Source organism: Pseudogulbenkiania subflava DSM 22618, assembly GCF_900177275.1.
GTDB lineage: Bacteria > Pseudomonadota > Gammaproteobacteria > Burkholderiales > Chromobacteriaceae > Pseudogulbenkiania > Pseudogulbenkiania subflava.
This window is the reverse complement of sequence record NZ_FXAG01000003.1, coordinates 161,153-182,993: the sequence shown is the minus strand read 5'-3', so window position 1 is coordinate 182,993 and position 21,841 is coordinate 161,153. Positions and strand designations below refer to the sequence as shown.

Sequence of the window (21,841 nt, the reverse complement as noted above, 5' to 3'; positions counted from 1 at the left end):
CTCCAGCTTGGACTGAATAAGGTAGCGTAGCGGCGTAACGGTAATGCCCTCGTTGCCTTCTCAACCGCGCCCGGCCGCCAGCTTCAGCGCCGCTTCGGCCAGTCGCTTGCCCTGGGCGATGGCCAGCGTCTTCTCGTCCTCGCTGATGCGGCGGTCGTTGTTGAGCCCGGCGACGTGGCTGACACCGTACGGGGTGCCGCCGGACTGGGTCGAGGACAGCGCCGGCTCGGTGTAGGGCAGGCCGAGGATCAGCATGCCGTGGTGCATGAGCGGCAGCATCATCGACAGTAGCGTCGACTCCTGGCCGCCGTGCATGCTGGCGGAGGTGGTGAACAGGCAGGCCGGCTTGCCCGCCAGGGTGCCCGCCATCCACTCCGCGCTGGTGCCGTCGAGGAAGTACTTCAGCGCCGCGGCCATGTTGCCGAAGCGGGTCGGACTGCCTAGCGCCAGGCCGATGCATTCGGCCAGGTCGCGCCGTTCGACGTAGGGCGCGCCGGCCTCGGGCACCGCAGCCTCGGTCGCCTCGCACACCGTCGACACCTTGGGCACGGTGCGCAGCCGCGCCTGGCAGCCGGGCACGCTCTCGATGCCGCGGGCGATCAGCCGGGCCAGCTCGCGCGTGGCGCCGTGCTGGCTGTAGTAGAGAACCAGAATATCCTGCATATCGTCGTCCGAATCGTTACCATAAAGCCATAAGCATCAATCTTAGAGCCCATTCCATCAGGCGGCTACGCCTTTGCATCTTGAGCGTCGGCGGACTGCGTGCGAATCTCTCGCTGAGCAAATCCCTGCGTGCCAATCTTCGATTGGCTCAGCGATGGATTTGCACGCAGTAATTCGCTCAGCGATGCGGAATCCTTATGTACTTCGTGTACATTCCGGTTCCGGCGCTCCGGCGACACTCAACCTGCTTGGGCTCGCTCGCCTGCTGAAATAGGCCCTGAGTGCAATTCGGCGGGTTTGCCGCGCCGGGCGGAATTTTCCGTCATTCCGAGCACTCTTTAGTCCCTTTGCCGAAATTCTGATCCATTCATGTGTCTTGCCAATCGAATTGAACCCTACCGCGGCTTCGCCCGTTTCCTCGCCCGCCGGGTCGGCACGCACCGCGTGCTGCAGGTGGCCGGCAGCCTGACCTTCACCACCTTGCTGGCGCTGGTGCCGCTGTTGACCATCGTGCTGACGGTGGTGGCGGCGTTCCCGGTGTTTGCCGACTACAGCGCGCGCTTCAAGCTGATGCTGCTGTCGACGCTGGTGCCGGAGTTCGCGGGCAAGGTGATCACCGTCTACATGCGCCAGTTCGCAGACAACGCCGAGAAGCTGACCGCCGCCGGCATCGTCATGCTGGGGCTGACCTCGCTGATGCTGATGTCCACCATCGAGCGCACCTTCAACGCCATCTGGAGCGTGCGCCGCAGCCGTCCCTGGCTGCAGCAGGGCATGGTGTACTGGAGCGTGCTGACGCTGGGGCCGATCGCCTTCGGCGGCGGCCTGATCGGCTGGCACTGGCTGCTCAAGGCGACCCATTTCGAGCGCTACTCGCGCCTGCTGGACGAACTGCTGCAGCGCGGCGGCAGCATCTTCCTGACCACGCTGGTGTTGTCACTGCTGTACCGCGTGGTGCCGAACCGTTTCGTGCCCTATCGCCACGCACTGTGGGGGGCGTTGGCCACCGCCTTGCTGCTGGAAGTTACCAAGGCGGTGTTCGGCTTCTACATCGGCGAGGTGGCGTCGTACAAGCTGGTGTACGGCGCCTTCGCCAGCATCCCGATCCTGTTGCTGTGGGTGTACTGCCTGTGGCTGGTGGTGCTGACCGGGGCGGTGTTCACCGCCTCGCTGTCGTACTGGGAGGGGCAGGCGTGGCGCCGCCGCTTCGAGCCGCGGCGCCGCTTCCTCGACGCGCTGGAGGTGCTGCTGCTGCTCGACACCGCGCAGCGCCAGGGCGTGGCGCTGACGCCGGTGGAACTGCGGCGCGAGGTACAGGTGGGCTACGACGAACTCGGGCTGGTGCTCGACAAGCTGGCGCAGCTGGGTTACGCCCAGCGCGGCCAGCGCGACGGTTGGGTGCTGATGCGCAAGCTCGAGACGATCCCGCTCTCGGAGCTGTTCCAGCTCTTCGTCTACCGTTCCGACGTCGGCTACGACGACGACATCGGCCAGGGGCTCGACGACTTGCTGGCGCCGGCGCTGGAACGGCTCGATCAGGAAACGCTGGCCGACTTCGCGCGCCGCGTCGGGCGGAAGTAGTCGGTGTTGGCGTAGAACGCCGGGTCCTCGTTGCCCGGCCACCAGCCGGGTATCCCCAGCAGCGGCAGTGGCCACAGCTCGCGCGGCCGCGCCAGCCAGCCGTCGTCGGCCAGCGCTTCGGCCAAGCTGTGATCGAGCAGCGCCAGTTGCCGGTCGTAGGGTTGGCCGAAGAAGGCGTCATCCACCGGCAGCACCAGCGCCTTGCCGCACCAGCCCAGGTGCGGGTCGAGGCCGGTCTCGAACAGTGCGTGGCCGAGCGTGAAGACGCCGATGCGCCGCCCCCAGTCGTGCCTTCTTTCCACGAACAGCTCGTGCCAGCGCATGTCGTCCAGTGCAGCAGTCAGCGCCGGGTCGGCGCTGGCGACGACGATTCCGCACTCGTCCAGCAGCGTGGCGGCGTCGCGCAGCGGGCCGCGTCGCACCTCGCCGCGGGCGATGGCACGGGCGTGGCGCGCGTTCAGCGCCGCCTTGCTGCGCGGCCACGCCAGCCAGGCCAGCGCGTTGAACCAGTCGTGCCAGTTGCCGTAGCGGGTCGGCACCTCGCCGCTCTGCGCGATGTGCAGTTCGTAATAGTTCTGCGGCTCGAGGTCGCAGACGAAGCGCAGGCCGTCCGGTACCGCGCAGCCGGTGGCGCGGGCGTGCTCCAGCAGGCGGTCGTAGTCGGTCTGGCTCGGCCAGTCGTCGCCGTCGGCGAACGGGGCGAAGGGGCGCAACGGGGCGTACAGCGGATGGGGAAGGTAGGTCGAGTGCCAGCGAGTCACGATGGGGCGCGATGAAGCAAAGCCGCCATTCTACCCCGCCAGCGGCAGCGACGGCGGGTCGCCGTCGTAACGGATGCGGTTGCGTCCCAGCGTCTTGGCCTGGTAGAGCAGGGTGTCGGCGCGGCAGAGCGGGCCGTCGATGTCCTTGTCGTCGGGGAACACCGAGGAGATGCCGATGCTCACCGTGTAATGCACCGCGACGCCGCAGGCCATCACCACGCTGCCGTCGACCTCGGTGCGCAGGCGCTCGGCCAGGATGCCGGCCTCGGCCAGCGTGGTGAACGGCAGCAGCACGCCGAATTCCTCGCCGCCGAGCCGCCCGACGATGTCGGCATGGCGGAAGGTGTTGCCGCACAGCGTGGCGAAGTGCTGCAGCACCTGGTCGCCGGTGGCGTGGCCATGCTGGTCGTTGATGTTCTTGAAGTGGTCGAGGTCCATCATCATGATCGACAGGTCGTGGCCGTAGCGCTTGCTGCGCAGCACCTCGGCCTCGCCGACCTCCATGAAGGAGCGGCGGTTGAGCAACCCGGTCAGGCCGTCGCGCGTGGCGAGGAAATACAGCTGCTTCTCGTGGCGGTCGCGCTCCAGCGCGATCGATGCCAGATGGGTGCAGCGGTCAGCCAGGCGCAGCTCGGTTTTGCCGGGGTTGCGTGGGGTCGGGTAGTAGATGGCGAAGGCGCCCAGCATCTCGCGGCTGCTGGAGTAGATCGGCGTCGACCAGCACGAGCGCAGCCCGTGCGGCAGCGCCAGATAGCGGTAGTTTTCCCAGCGCGGATCGTGGGCGATGTCGCTCACCACCACCCGCTCGCCGGAGAACACGGCGCTACCGCAGGAACCGGTCTCGGGGCCGATGGTCAGGCCGTGCAGAAAACCGCTGAAGCTGGCCGGCAACGACGGCCCGGCCGCCAGGTTGAGCTCGGTCTTCTGCTCGTTGAGCAGCATGATCGAGCACACCGCCTGCGGCCGCTGCGCCTCCACCAGCCGGCACAGCCGGGTCAGGATATCGTTCAGCGGCTGGTTGTTGGCGATCATTTCCATCACCGCGTTCTCGTCGGCCAGCAGGCGCGAGCCCAGCCGCAGCTCGGTGATCTCGCGCCCGATCGCCAGGATCGACACCAGTTCGCCGTGCGCCCCTAGCTCCGGAATCAGGTGGATGCTGAAGGTTGCCGCCTTGCCGAAGACGTCGAGCTCCACCTCGAGATGGCGTGCCTCGTGCCGCGCCAGCACCGCCTGGAAGGCCGGCTCCAGGGTGTCCAGCGCACCCTGTGGCCAGCCCTGCTGGCGCAGTGTCTTGCCCAGGTGCTCGTGGCGCGGCAGCGGCAGGTAACGGGTGATGCTGCGGTTGATGAACTGGCAGCACAGGTTCAGGTCATACCGGGCGATCACGTCGTCGGCGTTTTCCACCAGGGTGCGGAACACCTGCTCGCGCCGCAGCAACTCGATTTCGGCGTGCTTGCGCGAGGAGATCGACTGGCACAGGCCGACGATGGCGCTGACACGTCCGTCCTCGTGGCACAACTGGGCGCGCTGCTCCAGCCATTCCCAATGGCCGTGGCCGTGGCGGAAGCGGAACTCGAGGTAGGCCGAGCCGGTGGCGAGCTGCTCCGGGTGCTCCAACATGGTGCGCAGAGCGTCGCGATCGTCCGGGTGCACCCGCTCCAGCCAGGTGTCGAAACCGATGTCGACCCAGCCCGGCGGCAGCCCCAGCACGTTATCCGCCGCCAGCACCCGGCCGTAGACGCGGCGCGGCGCCAGACGGTACTCGAACAGTGCCAGGCGCGAATCTTGCAAGGCCTCCCGCCATAACTGCTGGCCACGCGCGTCGTCCTCCTCCTGGCTGATGTCGTGCAGCAGCAGCCAGGTTAGGCCGGCGTCCTGGCCATCGAGGTCGGCAAGACGCTTTTCCAGCCGCAACGAGAGGGGGGCGGCGGCCGGGCGGTTGAGCTCGCAGCGTCGGGTTTCGCCCCCGCCTCCGTGTTCGTCCAGCCAACTGCGGGCCGCGGCTGGCAGGTGCAGGTCGTCGAGGTGGGCGAGCGGGGCGCCTAGCAGGCGCCGCGCCGCGGTGTTGGCCTGCAGGATGCGGCCGTCCGCGTGCAGCAGCAGACAAGGCGCAGCCATCTCCGCGCAGGCCTGCAGCCGGCGTTGGCGTTCACGGTGGCGGCGCTGCAGCGTCGTGACGGCACTACCCAGTGCCATGCCCGCCAGCATGGCCAGTAGCGCCAGCAGCCAGCCCGATGACGGCATCAGCGGCGACCTCTGGTTAACCCGAAGGGAAGGGCGGCCGCTGGAAAAGGCAGAAATACGGTCGTGCAGCGTGGGAAAATCGGTGTCAAGCGGGCCTCTGCGTGGCGGTCAGTCTCTTCCAGTATCATAGGACGTCCTGTGTTGCTCCGGACGAGTTCCACGGGTCGTCGTTTTTTTACAACATTTGCAGTATGCTTGGGGCATCGATGGGAGCCGCCTGAATGGATTATTTTCCGATCTTTATGAAACTGCGCGGCGAGCCCTGCCTGGTAGTGGGAGGGGGCGAAGTCGCCCTGCGCAAGGTGCGCCTGTTGCGCTCGGCGGAGGCGGCGGTAACCGTGGTGGCGCCGGAGCTGGTGGCCGAACTGCGCGCCATGGCCGGCGCGGGGGAAATCCGCCACGTCGACGGCCGCTTCAGCGGTGAACAACTGGCCGGCATGCGCCTGGTGGTGGCCGCCACCGACGACCGTCGCGTCAACCTGGCGGTGGCCGAAGCCGGCCGGGTGCAGGGTATCCCGGTCAACGTGGTGGACGATCCCGACATCTCCAGCTACATCACCCCGGCGATCGTCGACCGCTCGCCGTTGGTGATCGCGCTTTCCACTGGCGGCGGCGTGCCGGTGCTGGCGCGCCTCTTGCGTGCCCGGCTGGAAAGCCTGATTCCCGCCGGCTTCGGCCGTCTCGCCGGCTTCGCCGCGCGCTTCCGCGACCGGGTCAAGGCGCGCTTCGGCGACGTCGAGGCACGGCGCATCTTCTGGGAATCGGTGCTGGAAGGCCCGGTGGCCGACGCGGTGATGCTGGGCAACGACGAGGCCGCCTGTGCCGAGATGGAAAAGCGTCTCGCCAGCGCCGACGACAAGCCGACTGGCGCGGTCTACCTGGTGGGCGCCGGCCCGGGCAACCCCGACCTGCTGACCTTCCGCGCCTTGCGCCTGATGCAGCAGGCCGACGTGGTGCTGTACGACAAGCTGGTGGCGCCGGAACTGCTGGAGCTGGTGCGGCGCGATGCCGAGCGCATCTACGTCGGCAAGGCGCGTGCCAACCACGCGTTGCCGCAAGAGGACATCAACCAGCTGATGGTGCGGCTGGCCCAGGAAGGGAGGCGCGTGGTGCGCCTCAAGGGCGGGGACCCGTTCACCTTCGGCCGCGGCGGCGAGGAGATCGAAACGCTGGCGGCGCATGGCATCCCGTTCGAGGTGGTGCCGGGCATCACCTCCGCCAGCGGCGCGGCGGCCTACGCCGGCATCCCGCTGACGCACCGCGATTACGCGCAATCGGTGGTGTTCGTCACCGGCCACCGCAAGGACGACAGCATCGACCTCGATTGGCCGGCGCTGACCCGTCCCGAGCAGACCGTGGTGGTGTACATGGGCGTTTCCACCGCGCGCGAGCTGTGCGACGCTTTCATCGCCCATGGCAAGCCGGCCGAGACGCCGGCGGCGGTGGTCGAGTGGGCCACCACGGCGCGCCAGCGCACCGTCACCGGCACCCTGGCCAGCCTGCCCGAGGTGATCGCCCGGCATGGCGTGCAGTCGCCGGCGCTGATCATCATCGGCGAGGTGGTGAAGTTGGCCGAAACGCTCAGTTGGTACCGCCGCATCGAAAGCGAGCCTGTTACAATCAGAAACTGATTTCAAAACAAGGACTCTCCGCGCGGGCTGGCGGTTGCAGGAAACTGGATAGACATGGTTGGCGTACTGATTATTTCTCACGGCGGGCTGGGCGACAGCCTGGCCGATTGTGCCCGGCACATTCTGGGCCGCAACCCGGAAAACCTGGCGACCATGGCGGTGGACAAGAACGACGACCCCGACCGCAAGCTGGCTCAGGCGCGGGCGCTGATCCAGCAGCTCGACCAGGGCGAGGGAATGCTGGTGCTGACCGACATGTACGGCGGTACGCCGTCCAACATCGCCAGTCGCCTGGTCGACAGCGGGCGGGTGGAGGCCATTGCCGGCGTCAGCCTGCCGATGCTGGTGCGGGCATTGTGTTACAGCAGCCAGCCGCTGGATCTGGTGGTCAAGAAGGCCGTGACCGGCGGACTGGAAGGCGTGATCAATATTATTGCCGGGGAGGCAAATGCTTAAATCAGAGGTTGAAATCATCAACAAGCTCGGGCTGCACGCGCGTGCCTCCAGCAAGTTCACCCAGACCTCCAGCCGTTTCAAGAGCGAGGTCTGGATCTCGCGCAACGGCCGTCGCGTCAACGGCAAAAGCATCATGGGGGTGATGATGCTGGCCGCGGCCAAGGGCTCGACCGTGCTGCTGGAAGTGGCGGGCGACGACGAGCAGGCCGCGCTGGACGCGTTGATGACGTTGATCAACAACCGCTTTGACGAGGCAGAGTGATAACTGCCGGGTAACGGAGGGACGGGGACCATGAGCATCATCATGCACGGCGTTGCCATCGGCGGCGGGGTGGCCATCGGGCGTGCCCATCTGATGTCCCGCAGCATGGACGACGTGACCCACTACGTGCTGGTGGCGGACGAGGTGCCGGAGGAAATCGCCCGTTTCGACGAAGCGGTCAAGGCGACCCGCAAGGAACTCGAGATGCTGTGGGGCAGCATCCCGGAAAACGCCCCGGCCGAGCTGGGCGCCTTCCTGTCGCTGCACATCATGCTGCTGGGCGACGTCGCGATCTCGCGCGAGCCGCGCGACATCATCGCCACCCAGCGCTGCAACGCCGAATGGGCGCTCAAGCTGCAATGCGATGCGCTGGTCGAACAGTTCGAGGCGATCGAGGAGGAGTACCTGCGCGAGCGCAAGCACGACGTGCTGCAGGTGGTCGAGCGCATCTTCAAGAACCTCAAGGGCGAGGCCTCGTCGCTGGCCGCTCCGGAGGCGTTCGACGACGACATGATCCTGGTGGCGCACGATCTGTCGCCGGCCGACATGGTGTACTTCAAGGATTCCAGTTTCGCCGCCTTCGTCACCGACGTCGGCGGCACCACTTCGCATACCGCCATCCTCGGCCGCAGCCTCGACCTGCCGTCGGTGATCGCGCTGCACCACGCGCGCGAGCTGATCCGCGAAGAGGAGATGATCGTCGTCGACGGACAGAGCGGCGTCATCATCATCAACCCGGACGAGGTGGTGCTGACCGAGTACCGCCGCCGTCAGCGTGCCTGGCGCGATGCCCGGCGCAAGCTGTCGTCGATCCGCAAGTCCAACGCCAAGACCCTCGACGGCACCCCGATTGACCTGCTGGCCAATATCGAACTGCCGCAGGATGTCGAAGGGGTGCTCTCCGCCGGCGCGGTCGGTGTCGGCCTGTTTCGCAGCGAATTCCTGTTCCTCGGCCGCGACACGCTGCCGTCCGAAGACGAACAGTTCGAGGCCTACCGCAAGGTGGTGGAGAACATGAAGGGCCTGCCGGTCACCATCCGCACCATGGACCTGGGCGCCGACAAGAATCCGCGCTGGCTCAATCACGGCGTGGCTGACAACCCGGCGCTGGGGCTGACCGGCATTCGCCTCTGCCTGGCCGAGCCGCTATTGTTCCGCGCCCAGCTCAGGGCGCTGTTGCGTGCCTCGATGTTCGGCAAGCTGCAGATACTGTTCCCGATGATCAACTCGCTGCACGAGCTGAAACAGGCGCTGGTACAGCTGGAATACGCGCGCGAGGAGTTGCGCGACGAGGGCATCGCCTATTCCACCGAGCTGCCGGTCGGGGTGATGATCGAAATCCCGTCGGCGGCGCTGGTGGTGGGCAGCTTCCTCAAGCACGTCGATTTCATTTCCATCGGCACCAACGACCTGATCCAGTACACGTTGGCCATCGACCGCAACGACGACTCGGTCAGCCACCTGTACGACCCGGTGCATCCGGCGGTGATCAAGCTGATCCTGCACACGCTGCGCACCGCCATCAAGGCCGGCACGCCGGTGTCGGTGTGCGGCGAGATGGCGGGCGATCCGCGCCTGACCCGGCTGTTGCTGGGCATGGGGTTGCGCAAATTCTCGATGCACCCGGCCAACCTGCTGTCGGTCAAGGACATCGTGCTCAAGACCCACCTCGACCAGATCGCGCCGCTCGTCGGACGCATGCTGAGAAGCGAGGACCCTGATAAGATTGCCGACCTGCTACAACAATTGAACGCTGAGCCGGCGCTCTAGTCGTACCGTTCGGGTGGCGTTGCGCGTTCCCTGCGCGACGCTGCGACCCGATTCATCCGGTCTGACGCCGCCTTCCGCTGCTCGCGGAATGGCGGCGTCGGCGTATTTTAAGGGCCCCACAGCCGGCTGTTTTTCTTATGCTCAAGGACGCCATCGATCTTGCCACCGTGAAGCGGGTGCGGGTCATCAAGCTGCGCCATCACGGCGATGTGCTGCTGACCTCCCCGGTGTTCTCGGTGCTGAAGCAATACGCCCTGCCCGCCGAACTCGACGCGCGGGTGTACCACGACACGCGCGACATGATCACGCCGCACCCCGCCGTCAGCCAGGTGTTCACCATCGACCGCCAGTGGAAAACGCTCGGAATGTTAGGCCAACTCAAGGCCGAGCTGGCCATGGTCCGCCCACTCTATGCGTTGATGGAGGTGGCTGCATGACGCGGCTCGCCATCGTGCGTCAGAAGTACAACCCCGCCGGCGGCGCCGAGCGTTTTGTCAGCCGCGCCCTGGCAGCCCTGCAGGCCAACGGCGCGCTGGAGGTCAGCCTGATCGCACGGCGCTGGGAGAAGCTCGAGGGGGTGGCGGCGCTGACCGCCGACCCGTTCTACCTTGGCAACGTCTGGCGCGACTGGGGCTTCGCCCGTGCTGCCCGCCAGTTGTGGCAGCACGAGGGCTTCGATCTGGTGCAGTCGCACGAGCGCATCCCCGGCTGCGACATCTACCGTGCCGGCGACGGCGTACACGCCGCCTGGCTGCAGCACCGCCGCCGTGCACTGTCCGGCTGGGCCGCCTGCGCGCTCAAGCTGAATCCCTATCACCACTACGTGTGTGCCGCCGAGCGACGCATGTTCCTCGATCCGCGCCTCAAGCTGGTGATCTGCAACGCGCACCTGATCAAGCACGAAATCCAGCAGCATTTTGGCCTGCCCGAGAGCAAGCTGGCAGTGATCTACAACGGTGTCGACACCGAAACTTTCCACCCGCGCCTGCGCGAGCAGCACCGCGTCCGGCTGCGTGCCGAGCTGGTCATTCCCGCCGAGGCGCCGACGCTGCTCTACGTCGGTTCCGGTTTCGAACGCAAGGGCGTGGAGCGCGCCGTGCGCGCCGTGGCCGCGCTGGACGGGGTGTACCTGGTGGTGGTGGGCAAGGACAAGCACGCCGCGCGCTACCAAAGGTTGGCCGAATCGCTGGGCGTCGTCGAACGGGTGCGCTTCACCGGCGCCCAGAGCGACGTCAAGCCCTACTACGGCCTGGCCGATGCCTTTATCCTGCCGACCCTGTACGACCCGTTCCCCAACGTCTGCGTCGAGGCGTTGGCTTGCGGCTTGCCGCTGTTCACCACCACCACCTGCGGCGCGGCCGAGCTGATCGAGCCGGGGCGCAACGGCTGGGTACACGACGCGCTGGACCAGGCGGCGCTGGTCGACGCGCTGCGCGCCTGGCTGTCACGCCACGCCGACTGGCCAGAGCTCGCCGCCGCCGCCCGTGCCACGGCCGAGCCGCTGACGCTGGAGGCGATGGCCGCGCAATTGGTTAACGTCTATCAACGTTTCCTCCCCGATCCCCACATCGCGGTATAATCCGCTGTTTTTACTTGGATACCTTGACCCGCATGCCGGATTCCAAAGCGATCGGCAGCCTGGAGCTGTACAAGCGGCTGCTGCGTTATCTGCGCGCTTATTGGCGCGTGTTTCTTGCCTCCCTGCTGGCCATGGTGGTGGCGGCCGCCACCGAACCGGCGTTCGCCCGGCTAATGAAGCCGCTGATCGACGGCGGCTTCGTCCAGAAGGACAGCGCGGCGATGATCTGGACGCCACTCGCCATCGTCGGCCTGTTCGTGCTGCGTGGGGTGACCAGCTACATCAACGAGTACTCCACCAGCTATTTGTCCGGCCACTTGGTGCAGCGCCTGCGCGAGGAGATGTTCGGCAAGCTGATGCAGCTACCGGTGCGCTACTTCGACGACCATCCCTCCGGCCGGCTGCTGTCGCGCATCGCCTTCGATGTCAACCAGGTCACCGAGGCCGGCTTCAACATCATTACCGTCGTGGTCAAGGACGGCATCACCGTGCTCGGCCTGTTGGGTCTGCTGCTGTATACCGACTGGCAATTGACGCTGATCTGCCTGGCTGTGTTGCCGCTGGTGACGTTGATCGTGCGCGTGGTCGGCAAGCGCCTGCGCGGGCTGTCGCACCAGAATCAGCACAATATGGCGCTGCTGACCCAGGTGCTGGGCGAGACCATCGACTGCCAGCGCGTGGTCAAGATTTATGGTGGCCAGGCTTACGAAGCCGAGCGCTTCCAGCGCGCCGCCGAGTCGATCCGCCATAATGGGGTGAAGCAGAGTTCGATGTCCTCGCTCAACACCGGCGTCACCCAGCTGGTGATCTCGATGGCACTGGCACTGATCCTGTACTTCGCCACGGCGCGTGCGCAGCACGGCAGTTTCACTGCGGGCGATTTCATGTCTTTCCTCACCGCGATGCTGATGCTGTTCGCGCCGGTCAAGCGCATAACCAGCATCAGCCAGGCGCTGCAGCGTGGCCTGGCCGCCGCCGAGAGCGTGTTCGGCTTTCTCGACGAGGCGCCGGAAGCCGATCTCGGCACGAAAAGACTGGCCGAAACCCGTGGCGCACTGTCGTTCCGCCACGTCAGCTTCCGTTATCCGCATGCTGAGCGCGACGCCATCGCCGACCTGAGCCTGGACGTGAAGCCGGGCGAAACCGTGGCGCTGGTCGGCAGCTCCGGCAGCGGCAAGACCACCCTCGTGAGCCTGATCCCGCGCTTCTACGATCCTGACGCCGGCAGCATCAGCCTGGACGGCGTGCCGCTCACTGACATCGAACAGGCCAGCCTGCGCAGCCACATCGCTCTGGTTAGCCAGGACGTGGTGCTGTTCAACGACAGCGTGGCCGCCAACATCGCCTACGGCCGCATTGGCCAGGTCAGCCGCGAGGAGATCGTCGCCGCGGCACGCGCTGCCAACGCGCTCGACTTCATCGAAGCGATGCCGGAAGGCTTCGACACCCTGATCGGCGAGAACGGCGTGCGCCTGTCCGGCGGCCAGCGCCAGCGCCTGGCCATCGCCCGTGCCCTGCTGAAGAACGCGCCGATCCTGATCCTCGACGAGGCCACCAGCGCGCTCGATACCCAGTCCGAGCGGCTGGTGCAGGCGGCGCTGGAGCGCCTGATGCAGAACCGCACCACCATCGTCATCGCACACCGCCTCTCCACCATCGAGAACGCCGACCGTATCGCGGTGATGGATCAGGGGCGGATTATAGAGGTCGGCGACCACCGGACCTTGCTGGCAGCGAAGGGGCGCTATGCGCAGTTGCACGCGATTCAATTTCATGACCACTCTGCCCACGCCAGTGTGTTGGGGGCAGATACTGCGAGAGAGTGAAGTGATGGGTCTCCCTGTATTGATGCCTGCCGTCTCGCCGCGGTTCTCTCCGGCATGGTTGTCGTGGGCGGTCTGGTGTCTGTTGATGCTGTTAGCTTTCATCTGGCCGATTCCGAATGGCCAGCTGCCATTTCACCGCAACTTTCCGTTGCTGTTGGCGTTCTGCTCCATGGTGTACCTGTTTTTTAAACTGCCCATAGCGGAGCGTAATGCCTACCTCTCACCGTACCGGGTACTCGGTTGGGGCATCCTTATTTTGTCGCTCTGGATATTGGCGACGGGGATATGGCACTCCCCAAAACAATGGGCTTTTATCGGCACATTCAATGGCAAGTGGTTTCGTGTACTGCAGACAGGCTTGATGGGGTTACTTGTTCTTCCCCTGTTTGCTCCGCGTTCTGGTGGCGATGGGCGAGGCCGGATGCTGTTCTGCTACCTGCTGGTTGCCATGTGGTTGGTGCCCTTCCTTCAGTCTCTGGATGTGCTATGGCAGTGGTTCAGGCAAGGAAGCTTGCCGTGGCAGCAGACCCGCCTTGGCTATTCGAGGATGGAGATGAGTGTCCATATCAATCTGGTCGCGAGTTTCCTGTTCGCCGAGTTGGCGGCACGGTTGCTGCTTAAGCGTCGCTGGATGCCGATTCACGGGGGGATGCTGCTTTTCATGCTGGGCGTTTGCCTCTTCAGTGGCCTTGTCATCGCGACACGCAACGCATCTATCGGTCTGTTGGGCATGGTGCTATCCGTAACGATGATGGCAGTCTTGTTCCGAGGGCGTGACTGGGGATTCGTCAAGACCTTGTCGGGCTTGTTCGTCGGTCTGGCTCTCATTGTTGTGGTTGCCTCTGTATCGTGGAAATCTGATCCACGCTGGAAAACGTTTCTGCAGACGGTGCCGATTTCGCTCGATACCGAACACTTCCAGAGTTGGCGGGACCGCGAAACGTATCCCCTGCCCATCCTGCCGAATGGTCAGCCGGTCGATGTATCCAATTACGAGCGTCTGGCCTGGATCAAGATCGGTAGTCTGCTGGTTCTGAAAGAGCCGTTAGGGCAGGGCATTGCGGGGGACAACTTTCACCGAATGGTGGAACGGCACTATGGTGAGAGCAAGACGACCAGCCAAAGTCATTCCGGCCTCATCAATTTTGCATTGGCCAATGGCATCCCGGGGCTGCTCATGTGGCTGATAGTGCTTGCCTATTTGATGTATTGCGGTTTTCGTGCCTTCTATCATGACGGCTTGGTGCCGGGCCTCTTCCTTTCCATGCTGGTGTTGAGCTATGCCGGTCGCAGCCTGATCGACGACGTGTTGCGCGATCATATGCTGGAGATGTTCTTCTTTCTGTCGATGATGTTGCTCTCGTTGTGTCATGGCGAGAAGGCCGGCAAGGTGGCTGCTGTGGAAAGCTCTATTGCGGAGCATTGTCAGAGGGCCGTGTCGGATTGCGTTTGAATCTTGAGTTGATCAGTTAGGAGTGGTGGTTACATGCGCATTGCGCACATCGAGTCCTCGATGGACTGGGGTGGACAGGAGTTGCGGATTGTCGAGCAGAGTGAGTGGCTCAACAGGGAAGGGCACCCGACTTGGGTGATCGCACGTCCTGGCTCGGCAATTCTGGAGCAGGCACGCGGGCGTGGGGTGCCGACGCATGCGATGGAAATCCGAGGTTCGGTCAATCCAGTCACTTACCGAGAATTATCGCGCTTTCTCAAACGAGAACGTATCGAATTGCTCGATTGTCATGGCAATCGTGACAGTACCTACGGTGCCTATGTGAAATGGCTTCAACAGGTGCCGGTAGTCCGTTCGCGCCATGTTACCGATCCGATCCGAGCCGATGCGTTGCGTCGATTGATCTGGCGCCGTGGCAACGATGGCATCGTGGTGACTGCCGGCAAGATCCGGGAGATGCTGGCCGAGGCTGGCCTAGCTGAATCCGAGCGCGTGTATGTCGCGGCCGCTGGCGTCGACGAGAGTCGCTTCAGTCCCGAACGGGACGGTCGCTCTTTGCGTGAGCGGCTTGGTATTCCGCTTGACCACATGGTGATCGCCAACGTCGGGATGATCAGGCCGGACAAGGGGCAACTTTACTTCGTGCGTGCCTGTAAGGAACTCTTGGTACGGCATGCCGGCATCACCTGCATTCAGTTGGGAGAGGCAACCGGGCAAACCGCCGATTATAAGGAGGCAGTGCTGCACGAGGCCGGCTCGGCACTGGACGCGGGGCGCATCCGCTTCCTAGGCTATCAGCCCGATATCGAGAATTGGCTGGCAGTCGCCGACCTCGTTGTCGTGGCGTCGGTTGCGACCGAGGCACAGACACGTCTGGTGGCCCAGGCCTTCCTGATGAAAAAGAACATTGTTGCCACCACTACGGGCGGTTTGCCCGAGATGATCGATCATCAGCGTACCGGTCTGTTGTGCCCGCCTGGCAATGCCGAGGCTCTTGCGGCAGCTATCGATCGTTTGCTTGCTGAGCCTGGGTTGGCGGCCAATCTGCGCGAAGCAGCTTACCAGCACGCCCTTCAATACATGTCTTTCGATTATATGATGCAGGGAATGTTGGGGGCCTACCGCCAGGCCGTGCGGCGCGCTGGGAGGAACCTGGCCTGATGCGGCGCTTGAAAATACTGCATCTGATTGATCTGGAAAAGGTCGGCGGGGTCGAGTCGATGTTTGTCGACTTCATTCAGGCAATGCCACCTGAGGGTATTGCGGCAGAGCACTACACCATTGTGGATAGCCTCGATCTGGCTCCGCGTTTTGTCGAGCCGGTGCGCCGATTCAGTCGCCTGCTGGCCACGCCGCGCCACTGGCTCGGCTTCAAATTGCCACGACGACCTCGTGGGGTCAGGCAGTGGCGGCGGATGCAGCTGATTCGGCAGGTCAAGCCGGACTTGGTGCTGGTGTGGAACCAGTTTACCGACTTGGGTAGCTCCGATGTGCAACTGGGTTGTCCGTTGATCTATTACGAACACGGCATGAGTTGGTATACCCACAGTCAGCGGCAACTCGACAGCTTTTTACCTCATGTGCATGGTGCGATAGCCGCCTCGCACGCTGCGGCGCGCATGCTGCAGCTGAAACATGGCGTGCCATTCGATATTCGTGAATGCCCCAATCCGCTGCGCCGGGGCATGCTTTCGGCCACCATCGAACCAAAGGAGCGCGATCCATTACGGCCTTTGCGGATTGGGATCGCCGGCAGGCTGGTGCCGCTCAAGGCCGTACCCTTGGTCGTGTTGGCAGTGAAGCACCTCCTGGCCCGTGGCATCGCCGTCGAGGCGGTCATTGCGGGTGAGGGACCGGAGAAGGGGGTACTCGAAACCCTTATCCGGCGTGAAGGATTGGAGCGGCACGTGCGTCTGCTGGGCCTGATCGATGACATGCCATCGTTTTATCGCGATATTGACGTATTTGTCAGTACCTCAATGCATGAGACCATGCCGTTGGTTTGTTTGGAGGCAATGGCATATGGGGTGCCAGTGATTGCAAGTCGAGTAGATGGGTTTCCTGAAATTGTCCGCTCTGGTTATAACGGCTTATTGCTGAATCCAAAATTAGGTATTCATGAGTATGGGGTGCTAACGGGAGCTAGCACTTCGTTTTCTCACACTGTTTATGCACCTGATCAGGATGAGCTGATTCCTACTGCCTTACTTTCTCCTGAGCAGATCGCAGATGCAGTGGTTTGTATTGCGGCCAATAATGATGAATATAAGAAATTCAGCATGGAGGCTCTTTCTTCTCTAGCGGAAGTGCGGAGTTATTCTCAGTACCTTGATAGCCTTTATGGGTGTTTGCTCGATTATCTAAGCTGAGTGATTTGGTTTGTTTCTTTTTATGGTGCAGGCTCCAATGCTGGTAAACAATAAAGGCGCGTGCCATTAAAGATGGATTTAATGCCAAGGCTAGCCATTTTTGGGGTTTTTGGCTAATGGCAAAGCCAGAATGCTTTTCTGGCGTAACCCAAATTCTTGCCATAATTGCTGCCGCATGCGATCAAACCAACCCCAGTCGATTTTTTGGCCGCATACCAGATCTTTCATCCCGTAATAGCCAATATGAGTGGCTGCCATGATCCTGATTCCTTGTTTTAGTCGTTCACCCAGCCCTGCTTGCATGAGATGCCTGTGGATTAAGCGGCAGAATACCAGTCGATCTTCGAGCAGCTTCGGTTTGGGTGTAGAGAGGACTGAGTCTGGATGCTTGCTATATGCATAAATCGACTCGTTGGTGATTGATATGCGCACGCTAGCGAGGAAGACACGACAGCCAAATTCGAAGTCTTCCCCATTGATCAGTGATGTCTCGAAGCGTAGGCTGTCGACGGTATAGGCGTGCTCCGATGTTTGGTATCAGGGTACCGTCGAGCAGTTTGGCAAGCGCAGTAGTTTGATCGAGATTTTCAATCTCGATTTTAGCGTTTTGGCTGAATGTCGGAGAGTCTTGATCGTTGAAAACCTAGGCATGGCATATTACGACGTCTGCTTCTTGATTAGCGCCAACCTGGAGCATGTTTTGTAAGAGGTCATGATAAATAATGTCATTGCTATCGACAAAGCATAACCACTCTCCACGAGCCCGTTCTAAGCCGAGATTGTGGGCGCTACTTGCGCCTTGGTTGGGTTGTCAGAAATAACGTACTCGGTGGTCCTTGCTCGCGTATTCGCGACAGATTGCAGCCCCCATCGCTGCTGCCGTCGTCAATGATGATGAGTTCGAAATTGCCGTAGCTTTGTGACGTGATACTTTCCAGTGCAGCAGGAAGATAAGCTTTGTCGTTATACGTCGGTAAGATAATCGAGATAACTGGTGGAGCCATCATTGAGCCATATTGCCGAGGGTTGTTACAAAGTGGTCATGGTACTGGCTCAGGGTTTGCCCGTTGCAGCGTTTGGAGATGTGGTCGAAAAATTTCCGAAGATCTTGATAAAGTCTATCGATCGAGGCTTCGTCTTTAAATGTCGGACTACCGCCAGGCATGAACTCAGACGAATGCAGCATGAATTCGACATAGTCACTTCCCTGGTTCAGTGCGGCTTCGGCAATATCGATCATCTCGGCAGCATTCCCTCCCCGTGGACGCAGCCACTGCATCGAACGCGGCTTGTCTTTGCCGCGTAGTTTATTCATGCCATTCTTCAATGTCTCCACCAGCGGCGAGTATTTTGGCCGAATAGTCATGGGGACTTGTAGCAGCGTGCTATTGCCCGGGCGTGCGATATCGTCTTCCGCCATGAAATAGGCTTGGCGTGGAAAGTCTCGATAGTTGGTCCCGCCCACACCCTGGGGGTTACCCATGGTGCGGCTCCAATCGACGCCGGGGGTCACCGAGCAATCCACCCGGTAGCCGTGACGGCGCAGCTCTTCCGCGTAGAACTCATTGAAAGCCCAGCGTCCGGCACGATGGCTCACCATTTTGGTGGCGAAGGTGTCTTCCAGCAGCTTGGTCATGAAGTCGATTTTCTGCCGGATCACCTCGGCAGGATATTCGATCAAATAAGGGGTGTAGCGGTAGTCATCCTTGGTCAGCGCGACCAACGGCGGGCTGTTCCAGGCGTGCAGGTGCATGCCGACCTCACCTGTGCCACGAGCCAGTACGTCCTTGGCAAAGCGCTGATAGTCCGGATCGATGGCCATCTCGTAGTTGGTGAGATAGGTCGGTTTGAAGTCATACTGCTCGCACAGCTCCTGAAAACGAGGCAGGAAGCGGGCATTGTGGCTGGTAATGTCTGTTGGGCTGCCCCACAGATTATCGCCTTCAGTGTCGATGGTGATGATAAATGCAGGTCGTTTCATGGCTTAGCGTCCGTCGCGGTGTTGAGGGTGGCGAGAGCCAGATACTGGTCGACGACATGGTCGATGGCAAATCGGTCCAGTGCTCCCGGGGGGAGCTGCGGGGGGGTGGCCACGACGCGGTCGATCGCGGCTGCCAAGCTGTCCGGATCGCATGCGGCCAGCCCCGTGGCCAAAGGACCGCTGAGGATTGAGCGGGGGCCAAACGGGCAATCGGTACTGACCACCGGTGTGCCACAGGCCAGTGCTTCAATCAGGACGTTGCCGAATCCTTCCGTGTCCGAACTCAGCACCAGCGCTTCGGCTGCCCGCAGATAAGGGTAGGGGTTCTCCTGGAATCCGGCGAGCAGCACCCGTTGCGTCAGGCCAAGGCGTGCAATCTCGTGCCGGATCGTCGAAGTTTCTTGCTTGGTACCTTTGCCCAGCAGAACGAGTTGCCCGCTGTAATGACTGCGTGCAAACGCTTGCAGCAACCGATCGTGACGTTTCACAGGATGAAAACGACCGACGTGCAACAGGAACGGTTGGTTGTCTAGCGGACATGGCGCCGCGGCCAGCCGGGCAATCTCGCCAAAGTCGAACGGATTGGGAATGGTGACGAGGGATTGTGCCGTTATCGCCGGCAACAGGGCCAGATCCTGCTGTAGGCCGGGGGAGACCAGCAGGAGTTTGCGCTGGTGATAGGTCGCCGTCAGTTGCCTCCGCTTGAACCAGCGCGAGATGCCGTGGCGCCGTCCCAACTGACTTTGCACTACCGCGCCATGAAGGCACATCCAGGCATTTCGTAGCCGTTTCGATGCGGCAACGATACGGTCGGTCTTCGGTAGGCTCGAGATCGCCAGATCGATGGGGCGCTCGGCAAAGTATCCTGCCAGGGCTTGGTCGAGTTGCCTGGCACGTCGGCCAATTTCTGTTTGCCGGCGGAATGGCCCGCGATAGTGGTCTTCCACCTGGAGTAAGGTCACCCCCTCCGGGATGGGATAAGCGCATTCCTTGCGCAGGCTGGCGATGGTAACGTCATGGCCACGTACCGCCATCGCCCCCGCCAGGGAGAGCACCACTTTTTCGGCTCCACCGCCGGCCAGGCCATCGATGATGAACAGGATGGTCTGCGCCTTCATGCCGCGGGGTTTCCACGTGCTAGCAGTTCGTGCGCCGCGGCCAATACGGGCTCTACCGGGATATTGGCCAAGTAGCGTTGGTTCGTCGAGGTGTCGACGGCATCCGGGTCGATGAGCGGGCCATAATCGGCGGCATAGACCAGACGGAAACGGGTCATCCAGGGGCGCCATTCATTGACCTTGCTGGGGCCGAATAGCGCTACCGTGTCTTTTCCCAGTGCGGCAGCCATGTGCATCGGTACCGAGTCCACCCCGAGGAAGAGGCGGGCATCATGGATCACTGCGGCCAGTTCCGGCAAGCTGAGCTGTCCCGCCAGCGAGACGATCTGTTCCGAGCGGGTGTGTCCCATGATGGCCTTGATCAATTCCCGTTCCTGTCGGTCTGGAGCGGAGGTCAGTACGATGGGCCAGCCTTCTTCGGCCAATGTCTGGATCACCTGGGCGAAGCGTTCGTCTTCCCAGCATTTGAAGAACCAGCGTGATGCGGGATGTACGGCAATATAGGGTGTCTTCACCCCGAGCACAGCAAGCTTTTGCCTGACCGATGTCAGGCTGGCATCGGTCACGGGCAAATGACAGCGAGCCTCATCGGCATGGGCGGTAATGCCGAGGGGGAGCAAAGCCATCAGGTTCTGCTCCACCGTATGGCAGGTATTGCTGGGAGCCACCGGGGCGAGGTGGGTAAAGAATTGTGCCCAGCGGCTGCCTTTGCGTTTCGGGTAATCGAAACCGATCGCTTTCTGCTTGGACAGCAGGCGGGCCAGTACGGCACCTTGCCACTGGTCGGACAAGTGGATGACCCAGTCATAACGTTGTTGACGCAAAGTCATCAGCAGGCGCATTTGGTGGGCCAGTCTGCGCCAGCCGCGCAGTCCGCGATCCAGTGTCCAGACGTGTTCAAGATCCTGGTTGCCATCCAGGATCGGGCTCGTTTCCTTGTAGACCAGCATATCGATGCGGGATGTGGGAAAGCGGCTCTTGAGTGTTCTGGCAACGGGGGTCGCCAGCAGGACGTCACCGTGGTGGCGCAATTTAATCACCAGGATGCGGCGAGGGGATGGGACAGCGTTCATCACAGGGTGATCGTTCTCAGAAGAGGGACTTCATAGGCCCATTGGGCTTTGTAATCGGCCGAGTTGCGTCCGAATGAGTAGCGCAATTGAGCCCCCAACTCTTGGGCCAGATTCCAGCTTTGCTCGACATTCAGCCACGTCAGCACAGTACCTGGAGAAAACTCGTGAGCAGCCGGATCTACCCCGCCATTAATGTACTCGACGGAGTAATGATTGCCGGAATGTGCTGCGAGCAGGAACTGAAACGCAACTGGCTGGCCTTTGATCAGGATAACGTGGCCAGTCATGAGGTGCCGTAAGCTAGACATCATGTCTGTCAAGCCAGGCCGTAGAGGGTACGGGCGTTGCCAGCGTTTCTCGAACAGATGTGAGTAGAGGGTCGCTAGTTGATCCGGGTCAAATGCAGACACCGGCTGGATTTCTCCTCCTGCTTCGAGCAGTTTTTTCGCCTCGTTGCGGCGTCGCTGGCAACTGCGCTTGGACATCCCGTTCTCCCCCAGGCCCTTGGCAAAGCAGAGCGTACGACCCCGGTTGCGCTGACTGAGGTTGGCAATCTGGGGCTGATGATCAAGGGCAAGATGCTTGCTGCGAAACAGTAAGGAGGATCGGAAATCCGGGGCTAGCGGGAGCACGACTTCCGGGGTGCCAAAGTCGAAGCGAGTGTCGATGCCAAACCGCTTAAGAGCCTCTTTCTCGCCGGCCAAGTAGGCTCCCCACGTGGCCACGACAGCCGACAATTCTCCTGGCGAGCCGGGTTTGCCCCAGTAGGAGGGAGCACAATCGAAGCGGCGGTTGATGAAGGCCAGAATGTCCGGATGGTTGATGACGCTTCCACCATATTTTCTATACGCAAGGCTATAGTCTTCTGGACTGACGGAGCGCCACCCTAGGGAGCGTAACAAGCAGGTCATCAGGGTCGTGAGTGAATTTCAAAAAGCGATTTTATACCCAAACCACGTGCCATCGCGCTCGTGCCCGCCTTTTGCCGCAAAAGTTATCGTTCGAAAGCCGCAGCTGTAACGGCATAGGCTAATGAAGGGGGTGTCGCGGTGTATAATTCGGAGAATTTTTTTT

The 21,841-nt window shown here is 62.2% G+C and carries 20 protein-coding genes and 1 pseudogene; 11 read left to right on the top strand and 10 right to left on the bottom strand.

Translation table 11 applies throughout. The annotated features are described in order from the left end of the window. Window positions 1-60 precede the first annotated feature (60 nt). On the bottom strand, window positions 61-663 hold the full coding sequence (gene wrbA / locus B9N72_RS04015) for an NAD(P)H:quinone oxidoreductase (protein WP_085275146.1): 603 nt from the start codon (window positions 661-663) through the stop codon (window positions 61-63). Window positions 664-1,032: 369 nt separating this feature from the next. On the opposite strand from wrbA, the gene B9N72_RS04010 reads away from it, so the two are divergent. Beyond that, on the top strand, window positions 1,033-2,244 hold the full coding sequence (locus B9N72_RS04010) for a YihY family inner membrane protein (protein WP_085275145.1): 1,212 nt from the start codon (window positions 1,033-1,035) through the stop codon (window positions 2,242-2,244). Here the strand turns inward: B9N72_RS04010 and B9N72_RS04005 are convergent. Beyond that, on the bottom strand, window positions 2,199-3,005 hold the full coding sequence (locus B9N72_RS04005; protein WP_085275144.1) for a DUF3025 domain-containing protein: 807 nt from the start codon (window positions 3,003-3,005) through the stop codon (window positions 2,199-2,201). The two genes, B9N72_RS04010 and B9N72_RS04005, sit on opposite strands and share 46 nt — an antisense overlap. 30 nt (window positions 3,006-3,035) lie before the next feature. Beyond that, on the bottom strand, window positions 3,036-5,249 hold the full coding sequence (locus B9N72_RS04000; RefSeq protein WP_085275143.1) for a sensor domain-containing diguanylate cyclase: 2,214 nt from the start codon (window positions 5,247-5,249) through the stop codon (window positions 3,036-3,038). Window positions 5,250-5,470: 221 nt separating this feature from the next. On the opposite strand from B9N72_RS04000, the gene cysG reads away from it, so the two are divergent. From cysG to B9N72_RS03950, 10 genes are all read left to right on the top strand, one after another. Then, the gene (gene cysG, locus B9N72_RS03995) at window positions 5,471-6,880 is read left to right on the top strand and encodes a siroheme synthase CysG (protein ID WP_085275142.1); all 1,410 of its coding nucleotides are present in this window, start codon (window positions 5,471-5,473) and stop codon (window positions 6,878-6,880) included. Between the two features lie 54 nt (window positions 6,881-6,934). After that, complete coding sequence (locus tag B9N72_RS03990; RefSeq protein WP_008952239.1) at window positions 6,935-7,336, top strand: PTS sugar transporter subunit IIA; 402 nt, start codon at window positions 6,935-6,937, stop codon at window positions 7,334-7,336. Continuing rightward, window positions 7,329-7,598 (top strand): HPr family phosphocarrier protein, encoded by a 270-nt coding sequence (locus B9N72_RS03985; protein ID WP_085275141.1) that lies wholly within the window; start codon window positions 7,329-7,331, stop codon window positions 7,596-7,598. The genes B9N72_RS03990 and B9N72_RS03985 overlap by 8 nt, the downstream gene beginning before the upstream one ends. A 30-nt stretch (window positions 7,599-7,628) precedes the next feature. Next, window positions 7,629-9,368, top strand: a complete 1,740-nt coding sequence (ptsP, locus tag B9N72_RS03980) for a phosphoenolpyruvate--protein phosphotransferase (RefSeq protein WP_085275140.1) — start codon at window positions 7,629-7,631, stop codon at window positions 9,366-9,368. Window positions 9,369-9,505: 137 nt separating this feature from the next. Further along, the gene (locus B9N72_RS03975) at window positions 9,506-9,805 is read left to right on the top strand and encodes a glycosyltransferase family protein (protein ID WP_234985874.1); all 300 of its coding nucleotides are present in this window, start codon (window positions 9,506-9,508) and stop codon (window positions 9,803-9,805) included. Beyond that, a complete protein-coding gene (locus B9N72_RS03970) occupies window positions 9,802-10,947 on the top strand; it encodes a glycosyltransferase family 4 protein (protein WP_085275139.1) in 1,146 nt (381 codons plus the stop codon). The genes B9N72_RS03975 and B9N72_RS03970 overlap by 4 nt, the downstream gene beginning before the upstream one ends. A 32-nt stretch (window positions 10,948-10,979) precedes the next feature. Then, a complete protein-coding gene (gene msbA, locus B9N72_RS03965; RefSeq protein WP_085275138.1) occupies window positions 10,980-12,773 on the top strand; it encodes a lipid A export permease/ATP-binding protein MsbA in 1,794 nt (597 codons plus the stop codon). Between the two features lie 85 nt (window positions 12,774-12,858). After that, window positions 12,859-14,226, top strand: a complete 1,368-nt coding sequence (locus tag B9N72_RS03960) for an O-antigen ligase family protein (RefSeq protein WP_159453015.1) — start codon at window positions 12,859-12,861, stop codon at window positions 14,224-14,226. A gap of 33 nt (window positions 14,227-14,259) precedes the next feature. Continuing rightward, the gene (locus B9N72_RS03955) at window positions 14,260-15,387 is read left to right on the top strand and encodes a glycosyltransferase family 4 protein (RefSeq protein WP_085275136.1); all 1,128 of its coding nucleotides are present in this window, start codon (window positions 14,260-14,262) and stop codon (window positions 15,385-15,387) included. Continuing rightward, window positions 15,387-16,595, top strand: coding sequence for a glycosyltransferase (locus B9N72_RS03950; protein WP_085275135.1), 1,209 nt, complete (start codon window positions 15,387-15,389; stop codon window positions 16,593-16,595). The genes B9N72_RS03955 and B9N72_RS03950 overlap by 1 nt, the downstream gene beginning before the upstream one ends. A 90-nt stretch (window positions 16,596-16,685) precedes the next feature. Here the strand turns inward: B9N72_RS03950 and B9N72_RS21070 are convergent, their stop codons facing one another. The 7 genes and pseudogenes from B9N72_RS21070 to B9N72_RS03920 form a co-directional block, all read right to left on the bottom strand. Beyond that, the gene (locus tag B9N72_RS21070; protein ID WP_159453014.1) at window positions 16,686-16,853 is read right to left on the bottom strand and encodes a hypothetical protein; all 168 of its coding nucleotides are present in this window, start codon (window positions 16,851-16,853) and stop codon (window positions 16,686-16,688) included. Window positions 16,854-17,238: 385 nt separating this feature from the next. Further along, a pseudogene (locus B9N72_RS21670) lies at window positions 17,239-17,388 on the bottom strand (glycosyltransferase); the annotation flags it as partial. Then, entirely contained in the window at window positions 17,384-17,599 is a 216-nt protein-coding gene (locus B9N72_RS21665; RefSeq protein ID WP_407681296.1) for a glycosyltransferase family 2 protein, read from the bottom strand. The gene B9N72_RS21665 and the pseudogene B9N72_RS21670, both read right to left, overlap by 5 nt. Then, window positions 17,599-18,576 carry a polysaccharide deacetylase family protein gene (locus tag B9N72_RS03935; protein WP_085275133.1) on the bottom strand — a complete coding sequence of 326 codons (978 nt, stop codon included), beginning with the start codon at window positions 18,574-18,576 and terminating at the stop codon, window positions 17,599-17,601. Before B9N72_RS03935 ends, B9N72_RS21665 begins: the two co-directional genes overlap by 1 nt. Next, complete coding sequence (locus B9N72_RS03930; RefSeq protein ID WP_085275132.1) at window positions 18,573-19,694, bottom strand: glycosyltransferase; 1,122 nt, start codon at window positions 19,692-19,694, stop codon at window positions 18,573-18,575. The genes B9N72_RS03935 and B9N72_RS03930 overlap by 4 nt, the downstream gene beginning before the upstream one ends. Continuing rightward, the gene (rfaQ, locus tag B9N72_RS03925; protein WP_085275131.1) at window positions 19,691-20,767 is read right to left on the bottom strand and encodes a putative lipopolysaccharide heptosyltransferase III; all 1,077 of its coding nucleotides are present in this window, start codon (window positions 20,765-20,767) and stop codon (window positions 19,691-19,693) included. The genes B9N72_RS03930 and rfaQ overlap by 4 nt, the downstream gene beginning before the upstream one ends. Next, entirely contained in the window at window positions 20,767-21,678 is a 912-nt protein-coding gene (locus B9N72_RS03920) for a GNAT family N-acetyltransferase (RefSeq protein ID WP_085275130.1), read from the bottom strand. The genes rfaQ and B9N72_RS03920 overlap by 1 nt, the downstream gene beginning before the upstream one ends. Window positions 21,679-21,841: the final 163 nt, after the last annotated feature.